This window comes from Rhodosalinus sp., assembly GCF_041685465.1.
Lineage (GTDB): Bacteria > Pseudomonadota > Alphaproteobacteria > Rhodobacterales > Rhodobacteraceae > Rhodosalinus.
In genome coordinates this window covers 1-12042 of record NZ_JAWLFS010000073.1, presented here as the reverse complement: position 1 = coordinate 12042, position 12042 = coordinate 1, and the positions used below count along the sequence as shown (strand labels likewise).

The 12042-nt window shown below is 69.7% G+C and carries 12 protein-coding genes; 5 read left to right on the top strand and 7 right to left on the bottom strand.

Features of this window, described 5'->3' with window-relative positions; genetic code table 11:
* The 7 genes from ACESL7_RS06840 to ACESL7_RS06810 form a co-directional block, all read right to left on the bottom strand.
* Positions 1 to 435: acetyl-coenzyme A synthetase N-terminal domain-containing protein (locus ACESL7_RS06840; RefSeq protein WP_372892570.1), on the bottom strand; the 435-nt coding region annotated here is incomplete at its 3' end.
* 84 nt (positions 436 to 519) lie between these two features.
* Complete coding sequence (locus tag ACESL7_RS06835) at positions 520 to 1278, bottom strand: ABC transporter ATP-binding protein (protein WP_372892569.1); 759 nt, start codon at positions 1276 to 1278, stop codon at positions 520 to 522.
* The gene (locus ACESL7_RS06830) at positions 1275 to 1595 is read right to left on the bottom strand and encodes a hypothetical protein (RefSeq protein WP_372892568.1); all 321 of its coding nucleotides are present in this window, start codon (positions 1593 to 1595) and stop codon (positions 1275 to 1277) included. The genes ACESL7_RS06835 and ACESL7_RS06830 overlap by 4 nt, the downstream gene beginning before the upstream one ends.
* Before the next feature lie 9 nt (positions 1596 to 1604).
* Positions 1605 to 2360 (bottom strand): ABC transporter ATP-binding protein, encoded by a 756-nt coding sequence (locus ACESL7_RS06825; protein ID WP_372892567.1) that lies wholly within the window; start codon positions 2358 to 2360, stop codon positions 1605 to 1607.
* Positions 2361 to 2372: 12 nt separating this feature from the next.
* Positions 2373 to 3593, bottom strand: a complete 1221-nt coding sequence (locus ACESL7_RS06820; RefSeq protein ID WP_372892566.1) for a branched-chain amino acid ABC transporter permease — start codon at positions 3591 to 3593, stop codon at positions 2373 to 2375.
* A gap of 4 nt (positions 3594 to 3597) precedes the next feature.
* On the bottom strand, positions 3598 to 4629 hold the full coding sequence (locus tag ACESL7_RS06815; protein ID WP_372892565.1) for a branched-chain amino acid ABC transporter permease: 1032 nt from the start codon (positions 4627 to 4629) through the stop codon (positions 3598 to 3600).
* A 69-nt stretch (positions 4630 to 4698) separates the two neighbouring features.
* On the bottom strand, positions 4699 to 6057 hold the full coding sequence (locus tag ACESL7_RS06810; protein WP_372892564.1) for a substrate-binding protein: 1359 nt from the start codon (positions 6055 to 6057) through the stop codon (positions 4699 to 4701).
* A gap of 215 nt (positions 6058 to 6272) precedes the next feature.
* Between ACESL7_RS06810 and ACESL7_RS06805 the strand changes: the two genes are divergently transcribed.
* The 5 genes from ACESL7_RS06805 to ACESL7_RS06785 all read left to right on the top strand — a co-directional run.
* Positions 6273 to 7574: a helix-turn-helix domain-containing protein gene (locus ACESL7_RS06805; RefSeq protein ID WP_372892563.1), complete on the top strand. Its 1302-nt coding sequence runs from the start codon at positions 6273 to 6275 to the stop codon at positions 7572 to 7574.
* Positions 7575 to 7657: 83 nt separating this feature from the next.
* Positions 7658 to 8026, top strand: coding sequence for a response regulator transcription factor (locus tag ACESL7_RS06800; RefSeq protein ID WP_372892562.1), 369 nt, complete (start codon positions 7658 to 7660; stop codon positions 8024 to 8026).
* Positions 8023 to 8328: a hypothetical protein gene (locus tag ACESL7_RS06795; RefSeq protein ID WP_372892561.1), complete on the top strand. Its 306-nt coding sequence runs from the start codon at positions 8023 to 8025 to the stop codon at positions 8326 to 8328. The genes ACESL7_RS06800 and ACESL7_RS06795 overlap by 4 nt, the downstream gene beginning before the upstream one ends.
* A gap of 18 nt (positions 8329 to 8346) precedes the next feature.
* Positions 8347 to 11052 (top strand): ATP-binding protein, encoded by a 2706-nt coding sequence (locus ACESL7_RS06790; protein WP_372892560.1) that lies wholly within the window; start codon positions 8347 to 8349, stop codon positions 11050 to 11052.
* 36 nt (positions 11053 to 11088) lie between these two features.
* Positions 11089 to 12042: FliM/FliN family flagellar motor switch protein (locus ACESL7_RS06785; protein ID WP_372892559.1), on the top strand; the 954-nt coding region annotated here is incomplete at its 3' end.

Sequence of the window (12042 nt, the reverse complement as noted above, 5' to 3'; positions counted from 1 at the left end):
GGCCGCCTCGGGGATCATCGGCAGGTAGATCACGACGCGGTCGCCGCGGCCGATCCCGAGGTTTTTCAGCACGTTGGCCATGCGCCCCACCTCGCGGTGAAGCTCGGCGTAGGTGATGTGGCGCGCGGGCTCGGAGGGGTCGTCCGGCTCCCAGAGGATCGCCGTCTGCCCGGCGCGCGCGGGCAGATGCCGGTCGATGCAGTTGGCCGCCACGTTCAGCGTGCCGTCCTCGAACCAGCGGATGTCGACAGCGCCGAAGTCGAAGGAGACGTTGCGGATCGTCTCCGGCGCGCGCATCCAGTCGAGCCGCCCCGCCTCCCGCGCCCAGAACCCGTCGGGGTCCGAGACGCTCTCCGCATACATCCGCTCATAGGCCGCCGCGTCCACATGCGCGCGCGCAACCGTCTCCGCCGACGGCGGATGCGTGGTGGTCATGGCACTCCTCCCTCGTCGCCCGGGGCCTCGAGCCCGCCCCCGCAAGCAGCCAGAAAGGGGGCGGGCGACCCGGCCTCCAGTCGCCTAGATGGCCAGATACTCGGCGCGCAACTGCTCGTTTCCGAGCACCTCCGCAGCGCTACCGTCGAACACGATGCTTCCCGTGTCAAGAATCACGGCCCGGTCCGCGAGTTGCAGCGCGCGCACCGCGTTCTGCTCGACGAGGATCGTCGTCATGCCCTGTGCCTTGACGGTGTGCAGCGTCTTCTCGATCTCGTCGACGATCACCGGCGCGAGGCCCTCGTAGGGCTCGTCGAGCAGCAGGAGCTTGATGTCGCGCGCCAGCGCCCGCGCGATCGAGAGCATCTGCTGCTCCCCGCCCGAGAGGGTCACGCCGTCCTGCTTGCGCCGTTCGCCGAGGCGCGGGAAGAGCTCGTAGAGCCGCTCCAGCGACCAGCCCACGGGCGGCGCGATCTGCGCGAGCTTGAGGTTTTCCTCCACCGTCAGGCCCGAGATGATGCGCCGGTCCTCGGGCACCAGGCCGAGGCCGCCCGTCGTCGCCGCCTCGTGGCTCTTCATCCGGTGCAGCGGCTGGTGGTCGAGCCAGATCTCGCCGTGTGTCACCTGCGGGTCGCCGAGCCGCGCGATGGACCGCAGCGTGGTGGTCTTGCCCGCGCCGTTGCGCCCGAGCAGGGCCAGGATCTCGCCCTCGTGCACGTTGAAGCTGATGCCCTGCACGATGTAGCTTTCGCCGTAATAGGCGTGCATGTCCCAGACCGAGAGGAAGGCAGGCGCCGTCTCGGCCATGTTCGCGTGTTTCGAGAAATCGGGCTTGACGTTCATCGGGACGCTCCTTTCGAGCCGGGAGTTTGGCAGGCGGCGAGGCCGGCGGCGACCTCTGTCCAGAATGCGCCTTCGCGACCGGGCCGGGGGAACACCTCCGCGCCGGCGCGGCGGAGGGGATTGCGCAGCGCGCTCACGGCGTCGTCCCCGATCGCGCGGCGAATGGTGTGCAGAAGGGCCAGCCGATCGCCGGCCGGCATCTCCCGGCCCGCGTCCTGCACCGCTTGCGCGAGCCCGCCCGGCATCAGGTCCACGTCCTGATGCAACTGCCCGGCGAGATGGCGCAGGCCCCGCAGCGCTGCTTGCGACAGATGCACCTCATCGCCTCACGCGGCCTCGCCCAGATAGGCCTCGCGGACCTTGGGGTGGCCCTTGATCACATCCGGCGTGTCCTCGACCAGCGGCGTGCCCTGCGCGAGCACCGTGATGCGCTGCGCGAGGCTGAACACGACGTGCATGTCGTGCTCGATGATCGCCATGGTGATGTCGCGCGTGTCGCGGATCTCCTTGAGCAGGTCGATGGTGTTGTTGGTGTCGGCCCGGCTCATGCCGGCGGTCGGCTCGTCCAGCAGCAGCAAGCGGGGCTTCTGCACGAGGCACATCGCCATTTCCAGCCGCCGCTTGTCCCCGCGTGACAGGGAGGCGGCATGCGCGTGCCGCTTCTCCAGCATCTTCACGTCCGAAAGCATCCGCTCGGCCGTTTCCACGACGTCGGCCTCCTGCATCATGTGCTCGTAGGCGTGCATGCGGAAGGCGCCGTCGCGGGAGGCGAAACAGGGGATCATCACGTTCTCGAACACCGTGAGATCGCCGAAGATCTCCGGTGTCTGGAACACCCGGGAAATCCCCATCTGGTTGATCTCGTGCGGCTTGCGGCCGAGCACGCTCTGCCCGTCGAACATCACCGAGCCGGTGTCGGGGATCAGCTTGCCGACGAGGCAGTTCAGCAGCGTCGACTTGCCCGCCCCGTTCGGCCCGATGATCGCGTGCACCGAACCTTCGGCCACCGAGAGGGTCACGTCCGACAGCGCCCGGAGCCCGCCGAAGTTCTTGTTGACGTCCTTGACTTCGAGAATGCCCATCTCAGGCCCTCCTCATTCGCCCACGTGGGGCTGGGACTTCGGGTGATGCTCGGGATCGTCCGGCGCCGCCGGCTTGCGCTCGCGCCGGAAGAGTTTGCCGATACGCTGCGCCCCCTCGACGAGGCCGCCGGGCAGGAAGATCACGACCAGCATGAAGATGATGCCGAGCGTCAGGTGCCAGCCCTTGCCGACGAAGGGATAGACGATCGTCACGAGGAAACTGTCGATCCCGTCGGGCATGACGGCGAACCACTGTTCCAGCACGCCCTTGTTGATCTTCGAGAGGATGTTCTCGAGATACTTGATGAGCCCCGCGCCGAGGACCGGGCCGATCAGCGTGCCGGCGCCGCCGAGGATGGTCATCAGCACCACCTCGCCGGAGGCGGTCCAGATCATCCGCTCCGCGCCCGCCAGCGGGTCCATCGAGACCATGAGCCCGCCGGCGAGCCCCGCGTACATCCCCGAGATCACGAAAGCGGCGAGCGCGTAGGGCTTGGAGTTGAGGCCGGTGTAGTTCATCCGCTGCTGGTTCGACTTCACCGCGCGCAGCATCATGCCGAAGGGCGAGCGGAAGAGCCGGATGGCGAGGTAGAAGGAGACGAGCATGAGCGCGGCCGCGAAGTAGTAACCCGTGCTGAGGGTGAAGACCCAGTCGCCGATGAAGAGCCGCGTGGTGTCGTTCATCTCGAGCCCGAAGAGATGCGGCGCCGGGATGTTGCCGTTGAGGGTCGCCTGCTCGCCGATGATGCGCGGATCGCTGAGCGACAGTTGCAGCCCCGTCTCGCCGCCGGTGATCGGGGTGAGCACCGAATAGGCCAGCGCATAGCACATCTGCGCGAAGGCGAGCGTCAGGATCGAGAAGTAGATCCCCGACCGGCGCAGCGAGATCCAGCCGATCAGCAGCGACAGGACACCCGCGAAGAGCATCGAGATGATGATCGCCGGGATCACGTTCATCGTCAGCAGCTTCATCATCCAGACGCCCGCGTAGGAGCCCACGCCGAGGAAGGCGGCGTGCCCGAAGCTCAGGTAGCCCGTGAGCCCGAAGAGGATGTTGAAGCCGATGGCGAAGATCCCGAAGATCACGAAGCGCTGCATCAGGTCCGGGTAGCCCGCGTTGAACTGCGCGAGGCCCGAGTCCGCCGGGAAGGGATTGAGCAGGACGGGCGCGAAGAGCGCCAGCGCGACGACGACGAGAAACAGCGTCAGGTCCTTGCGGTCGAGTCCGAGCATGGGCTCACTCCTCCATGACGCCCTTGCGGCCCATGAGGCCGCGCGGGCGGGTGAGCAGAACGACGATGGCGACCAGATAGATGATGATCTGGTTGATGCCGGGCAGGATGGCGGTCACCTCGGACATCGAGGCGAAGCTCTGCAGGATGCCGAGCAGGAAGCCGGCGAGCACCGCGCCCGGCAGGCTGCCCATGCCGCCCACCACGACCACCACGAAGCTCAGCACGAGGAAATCCATCCCCATGTGGTAGTTGGGCGAAAGGATCGGCGTGTACATCACGCCCGCAAGCCCCGCCACGATCGCCGCGATGGCGAACATGATGGTGAAGCGCCGGTCGATGTTGATGCCCAGCAGGCCCACCGTCTCGCGGTCGGCCATGCCCGCGCGCACCACCATGCCGAAGGTCGTGAACTGCAGGAAGGCGAAGACCGCGCCGATGACCACCATGGCGAAAAGGAAGTAGACCAGCCGCCAGTAGGGATAGATGATCGTCATCGGATCGAAACCGAGCAGCACCCCGAAGTCGAAGGAGCCCCTGAAGGCGTCCGGTGCGGGCGTCGGGATCGGGTTCGCGCCGTAGTAGAACTTGATGATCTCCTGCAGCACGATGGCGAGGCCGAAGGTCACGAGGATCTGGTCGGCATGCGGGCGCTTGTAGAAGTGCTTGATCAGACCGCGTTCCATCACGAGGCCGATCAGCGCCATGACCGGGATGGCGACCAGGATGGCGAGCGGCACCGCCCACTCGATCATCCAGCCGCCGACCGCAGGGCCGAACCATGTCTCGGCATAGGTGGTCTCGATCTTCGCGGGATTGCCGAGGAAGTCGGTGCGCGTCTCGTCCACCGTCGTGAACGACAGCGTCAGCACCCGGTTCACCGTGACGGCGACGAAGGCGCCGAGCATGAAGAGCGCGCCGTGGGCGAAGTTGACCACCCCGAGCGTGCCGAAGATCAGCGTCAGTCCCAGCGCGATCAGCGCATAGGCCGAGCCCTTGTCGAGCCCGTTCAGGATCTGCAGGATGATGGCGTCCATGCCCGCGCCTCCGCTTCTTTGACAGGCGCCGCCCCCGGTCCGGGGACGGCGCGCAGGGTCGAGGCCCCGTCAGGACCCGTTGTTGCAGCTGCCGAGCGAACCGCCCGCGAACTGCGGGTGATCGTGCGGATAGGTGACCTGCTCGACCGGCGTGATCTCGACGACTTCGAGAAGGTCGAACTCGCTGTCCGGGTTCTCCTTGCCCTTCACCACCAGCACGTCCTTGAACGCCTGGTGATCCGCGCCGCGGTAGAGCGTCGGGCCGTTGCCGAGGCCGTCGAACTCGAAATCCTCGAGCGCCTCGACCACCGCGCAGGGCTCGAAGCTGCCCGCGCGCTCGACCGCGTCGGCGTAGAGCAGCGTCTGCACGTAGCAGGTGTGCGCCGCCTGAGAGGGCGGGAAGCCGTATTTCTCGCCGAAGGAGCGGGTGAAGGTCTGGCTCGCCTCGTCGGAGAGCGACCAGTGCCAGTTGGTCGAGCCGAAGATGCCCTTGATGTTCTCGCCCGCGCCGCGTGCCATCAGGCGCGAGAAGAGCGGCACGACGATCTGGAAGTCCTTGCCGTTCGCGGTGGCCTCGCGCAGCCCGAACTGAACGGCGTTGGTGAGCGAGTTCACCATGTCGCCGCCGTAGTGGTTCAGGATGAGCGTATCCGCACCCGACTGGAGGACCGGCGTGATGTAGGAGGAGAAATCCCCGGCGCCCAGCGGCGTGAGTACCGTCTCCACCGTCTCCCAGCCGATCGCCTCGGTGGATTCGCGGATCGCCTCCTCGGTTGTATAGCCCCAGTTGTAGTCCGCCGTCAGGTGATAGGCCTTGCGGTCGGTGCCATACTCGTTTGCCAGCACCGGCGCGAGCGCGGCGCCCGACATGTAGGAGTTGAAGAAGTGGCGGAAGCCGTTGGCGCGCCGGTCCTTGCCGGTGGTGTCGTTGGAGTGCGTGAGGCCCGACATGAAGATCACGCCCGCCTCCTGGCAGAGCGCCTGCACCGCCACAGCGACGCCCGAGGAGGAGCCGCCGGTGATCATCACCGCGCCGTCCTTCTCGATCATCGAACGCGCCGAGGCGCGCGCCGCGTCGGACTTCGTCTGCGTGTCGCCGGTGACGTAGTCGACCTTCTTGCCGAGGATGCCGTTGCCCGAGAGCTCGGTCCTGGTGCCGTCCTTGTAGGTGAAGGTGTTCAGCATCCCGCCGTCGCCCTCGCCGTTCAGGTGCTCGACGGCGAGCTCGTAGGCGCGCAACTCGTCCGCGCCCTCGTCCGCGTAGGGGCCCGATTGCGGCACGTTGAAGCCGAGCGTCACCGTGTCGCCGGTGGGCTCGTTGGTGTAGGCATGCGCGCGCCTGGTAAAGATCGTGGGGAGTGCCACGCCGGCGCCGGCCACGGCACCGGTCTTCAGCACGCCGCGGCGCGTGATGTCGAATTTTGTCATGTAAACCTCCCGAGATTGACCCCGGCGGACGGCTCCTCTCCGGCCGCGGGGCGCACCATGTGCAAAGGGAAGTATGCGGGACGCAAAGTAAAATGCGCAACAAGCAGCTTTCTGCGCACGATTTTTTTGTCAACAAATGCACAATGCGGTGGTATACTTTGTAAAAAGATTATTCGGCAGCGCAGAAAGCGCCTGAGCGTCAAGGATTTTCCGCAATGTCCCGCGACACGCTGGTCGGCAGCCGCATCCGCGAACGCCGCGCCCTTGCCGGGCTGCGGCAGGCCGATCTCGCGCGGCGTGCCGGGATCTCGGCGTCCTATCTGAACCTGATCGAGCACAACCGCCGCAGAATCGGCGGCAAGCTCCTCGTGCGGATCGCCGAGGCGCTGGAGGTGGAACCCTCGCTGCTCTCCGAGGGCGCCGAGGCGGCGCTGCTGGCGCGGCTGCGCGAGGCGGTGGCCGCGCAGCCCGGCACCGGTGCCGAACTCGACCGCGTGGAGGAGTTCGCGGGCCGCTTCCCCGGCTGGGCGGAGCTTCTGGCCGAGGCGCGCCGGCGCATCGACGCGCTCGAGGACACGGTCGAGACGCTGACCGACCGGCTCGCCCACGACCCGCATCTCGCCGCCTCGCTGCACGAGGTGCTCTCGACGGTCACCGCGATCCGCTCGACCGCGGCGATCCTCGCCGGCACCGACGCGCTGGAACCCGAGTGGCAGGACCGCTTCCACCGCAACCTCGACGAGGACAGCCGGCGGCTCGCCGAGGGGGCGCAGGCGCTGGTGACCTACCTCGACAGCGCTGCCGACGCGCGACGCTCGCTCACCTCGCCGCAGGAGGAGATCGAGGCCTTCTTCGCCGCGCGCGGGTTCCACTTCCCCGAACTGGAGCGCCCGGGCGCCGACCCCGAGGTCGCGCTCGACCCCGAAAAGCTCACGTCGGAGGCCGCGCGCAGCATCGCGGCGCGCCTGCTGCGACGCTACGCGGACGACGCGGCGGCCATTCCGCTCGACCTCGCCGCCCGCGTGGTGGCCGACCACGGCCCCGATCCGGTCGCGCTCGCCCGCACGGCGGGCGCCGATCTCTCATGCGCGATGCGGCGTCTTGCCGCCTTGCCGCCCGATGTGCTGCCGACGCGCGTGGGTCTCGCCGTCTGCGACGGGGCGGGCGCGCTCACCTTCCGCAAGCCGCTCGATGCCTTCCCGCTGCCGCCCTTCGGCGGGGGCTGCGCGCTCTGGCCGCTTTTCGAGGCGCTGGCCCGGCCGGGCCAGCCGGTAGCGCGGCGCCTCGTGCAGGCCGGCGACGAGGGGCGGCCTGTCCGCGCCTTCGCCGTCGCGGGGCCGGCGGCGCTGACCGGGTTCGACGGGCCGCCCTTGATGCAGGCGCAGATGCTCGTTCTGCCGGACCCGGAGGCCGAGGCGGCGCCCGCGCCGCTCGCGGTCGGCGTGACCTGCCGGATCTGCCCGCGCGCGGCGTGCCCGGCGCGGCGCGAGCCCTCGATCCTCGCCACAGGCTTTTGACTTTCCCGTGGGGAATGGTGTTAACATCGACATCCTGAGATTGCGGGGTTGGGAGGCCCCGCAAGGGGGAGGAGACAGCCGCCATGACCAAGCAGGTCCTCGTCATCGAGGATGAGCCGAACATCGTGGAGGCGATCCGCTTCATCCTGCACCGGGACGGCTGGCGGGTGGACACCCACGCCGACGGCGCGACCGCGGTGGAGGCGGTTCGCACGCAGCGACCCGATCTCGTGATCCTCGACGTCATGCTGCCGGGCCGGTCCGGGTTCGAGGTGCTGCGCGAGCTTCGCGGGGCGGACGATCTCGCGGCGCTGCCCGTGCTGATGCTGACTGCGCGCGGGCAGGCCAAGGACCGCGAGACGGCCGAGCTCGCCGGCGCCTCGCGCTACATGACGAAGCCGTTTTCCAACGCCGACGTGCTCGCCGCGGTGCGCGAGATGGCCGGGCCATGAGCGCGCCGCGCCGGCCTGTCTTCGTCTCGCGCGACGCGTACCGCTCGCGCCGGCTCAAGGACGCCGCGAGGCTCCTGCCGGTGCTGGGTGCGGCGCTCTTCGGGCTGCCGCTGCTCTGGCGCGGCGAAGAGACGGCGAGCGTCGGCACCGCCGGGACGCTGCTCTTCATCTTCGCGGTCTGGGCCTTCCTGATCCTTTCGGCCTTCCTGATCGCGCGGCGCTTCGCGCATGCCGACGACATCGCGCGCGGGGACGACGGCGCCGGGCGGCGCCGGTCGGAGCCGCCGCGGGACACCGGCTGAGCCGCGGGGGCGCGCGCGATGGTCTCGCTCAACCTCCTCGCCGCGATCTGCCTCGGCTACGTCGCCTTTCTCTTCGCCGTGGCCTTCGCGGCCGAGCGTGCCGCCGCCGCCGGGCGCAGCGCGTGGCTCCGCAGCCCCTGGGTCTATACGCTGTCGCTCTCGATCTACTGTACCGCCTGGACCTTCTACGGCGCGGTCGGCTACGCGGCGCGCTCGGGGCTCGAGTTCCTGACGATCTACCTCGGCCCGACGCTGGTGATGGTCGGCTGGTGGTGGGGGCTGAACCGTCTCGTCCACATCGGCCGGACCCAGCGCATCACCTCCATCGCCGATCTCATCAGTTCGCGCTACGGCAAGTCCAACGTGCTCGCCGCGGCCGTCACCGTGCTCGCGGTCGTGGGCACGACCCCCTACATCGCGCTTCAGCTTCAGTCGGTGACCCTCTCGGTCGCGGCCTTCGCGCAGACCGATCCGGCGGCGCCGGCGCCCGCCACCCCCTCGGTCACCGCGACCTGGGTCGCCGTGGGCCTCGCCGCCTTCACGGTGATCTTCGGCACCCGCAACCTCGACGCGAACGAGCGCCACCACGGCGTCGTCATGGCCATCGCGGTCGAGGCGGTGGTCAAGCTCTTCGCGCTGCTCGCCGTCGGCGCCTTCGTGGTCTGGGGCGTCGCGGGCGGGGCGGAGGGGATCGTCGCGCGCCTCGACGCCAGCCCCGACCTCGCGGCCTGGCGGATCGACGGGGCGCGCTGGGCCGGGCTGACGTTCCTCGCCGCGGCGGCCTTTCTCTGCCTGCCGCGGATGTTCCAGGTGATGGTCGTCGAGCTGGAGGACGAGCGGCACCTGCGCACGGCCTCCTGGGCCTTTCCGCTCTACGTCTTCCTGATCAGCCTCTTCGTCGTGCCGATCGCCGTCGTCGGTCTGGAGACGCTGCCCGACGGCGCCAACCCGGACCTCTTCGTGCTGACCGTGCCGCTCGCCTTCGGGCAGGAGGCGCTGGCGCTGCTGGCTTTTCTCGGCGGCTTCTCGGCGGCGACCTCGATGGTGGTCGTGGCCGCGATCGCGCTCTCGATCATGGTCTCGAACCACATCGTGATGCCGATCTGGCTTCGTGTCGGGCGGCGGGGCGCGACCGTGTCGGGCGACGTGCGCCACGTGGTGCTGCTCGCGCGGCGGCTCTCGATCGTGGGCGTGGTCTTTCTCGGTTACCTCTACTACCGCCTTTCGGGCGGCGGCGCGGCGCTCGCGTCGATCGGGCTCATCGCCTTCGCCGGGATCGTGCAGGTGCTGCCGGCCATGATCGGCGGTCTCTTCTGGCGCGGCGCGACGCGCAACGGCGCGATGGCCGGCATCTCGGCCGGCTTCGCGCTCTGGCTTTACACGCTGTTTCTGCCGAGCTTCGGGCCGGACATGGTGGTGCCTGCCGCGCTGATGGCCGAGGGGCCCTTCGGCATCGCCTGGCTCCGGCCTTACGCGCTCTTCGGGATCGAGGGGCTCGATCCGCTGATCCATTCCGTTCTCTGGAGCCTGTCGATCAACACGGTGCTCTTTCTCGCCGTCTCGCTGGCGAGCTTTCCCGCGCCGCTCGAGCGGCTGCAGGGGGCGCAGTTCGTCAGCGCCCTCGGCGCGCCCGGCGGCGCGCGCAGCTGGCAGGGCGGCGCGGTGCAGAGCGAGGACCTGATGATGATGGCCCAGCGCATCCTCGGCCCCGCGGAGGCGCAGGCGCTGTTCCGGCGCGAGGCGGCGCGGCAGGGCCTCTCCGCCGACCTTCCCGAGGCGACGCCCGATTTCCTCGAGGTGCTCGAGCGCGAGCTCGCCGGCTCCATCGGCGCGGCGGCGGCGCATGCGATGCTCGCCCAGATGGCCGGGGGCACGCAGGTCTCGGTGCAGGACCTGCTCGCCGTGGCCGACGAGACGGCGCAGATCATGGAATACTCGTCCCGCCTCGAGGCGCAGCAGGCCGAGCTCACCCGCACCGCCCGCCAGCTCCGCGCGGCCAACGAGAAGCTCACGCAGCTTTCCGTCCAGAAGGATGCCTTCCTCAGCCAGATCAGCCACGAGTTGCGCACGCCGATGACCTCCATCCGCGCCTTCAGCGAGATCCTGCGCGACATGGGGGCGGAGGACGCCCCCCTCGATCCCGCGGCGCAGGCGCGTTACGCGGGCATCATCCATGACGAGGCGATCCGGCTGACACGCCTTCTCGACGATCTGCTCGACCTCAGCGTGCTGGAAAACGGGCAGGTGAGCCTGAACATCCGCGACGGATCGCTCGGCGACGTGGTCGACCATGCGGTGGCGACCGCGGCGGCGGGCGGCGACCGTCCCGCGCTCGGCCTCCGGCGCGATCCGGCGAGCGAGCGCATACCGCTTTCGACGGATCTCGACCGGCTGAGCCAGGTCTTCATCAATCTCGTGTCGAACGTCCGCAAGTACTGCGAGTCGGAGGCGCCCGAGCTCACGATCCGCGCCGGCGAGGCGGGCGGCTGGGTGACGGTGGATTTCATCGACAACGGCCGCGGCATCCCGACCGACCAGCAGGAGCTGATCTTCGAGAAATTCGCCCGCATCGGGGAGCACGGCGCGGGCGGCGCCGGGCTCGGCCTCGCCATCTGCCGCGAGATCATGGCGCGCCTGGGCGGCACCATCGCCTATCTTCCGGGGCAGGGTGGGGCGGCCTTTCGCGTGCGACTGCCGGCCGCGGCGGCGCTCGCCGCGCAATAATGTGCGGTTAACCCTGCCGGCCTAGGGTCGCGTCCCATGAACGGCGATGCGGGGCAGGCGATGGGCGAGTCGCGGGCGAATCCGGCGCTCCGACGCAAGGCGGGCGCGACGCGGCGCGAACAGGAGGCGCGCACGCCTTCGGCGGCGCGGGCGCTGCGCCGCGGGCTCGCGGGGGCGGCGCAGGGGCGGCTGCACCTCGCGCTCTCCGTGGCTTCCGTGACCGAGGAAATGCAGGATCAGGAGGGGCTCGTCGCCGCGCTGGACGAAACGGGCCTCGTGCTCCTCCTCGAAGGAAAGGATGGGCGGGCCGGTGCGGCGGTCCTCGGGGGGGCGCTCGTCGCCGGGCTCGTTCAGCATCAGACGACCGGCCGCGTGACCGATCCCCCGGCCGAGGTGCGGCGCTGCACCGACACGGATGCCGCGATCGTCGCGCCGCTCGTCGAGGGGATGCTCGACCGCGCCCGCGGCGAACTGGCGGAGGGGCCGGACGCCGGCTGGACCGAGGGCCTGCGATTCGGCGCCCGGCTCGATGGTCTGCGCGCGCTCGCCCTTGCGCTTCAGGCACCGGTGTTCCGCCTCTTCCGCCTGACGGGGGAGCTTGCGGGCAGTGTCTGCCGCGGTGAGATCGCGCTCGCGCTGCCCGAGCCGCCGCCGCCCGTGGCGGACCGCGCGCCGGCGCCCGCTGCCGATCTCGCCGCGGCGGCTGCCGCCGCGCCGGTGGAACTGCAGGCCATCCTCCATCGCCTCAGCATGCCCCTTGCGGAGGTCGGCACGCTGACGCGCGGACGGCGGCTGACGCTACCTTCCGCGGCCCTTGGCGCCGTCGAGCTGCGCGCCCCCGGTGGCCCGACGGTGACGGCGGTGCGGCTCGGACAGATCGACGGGATGCGCGCCGTGCGGCTGCCCGGACCGGCACCGGAGGATCAGGCCACCCCGGCGCTCGCGCTGCCCGACGAGGAGGCGCGCGGCGCCTCGATGGAGATGCCGGCG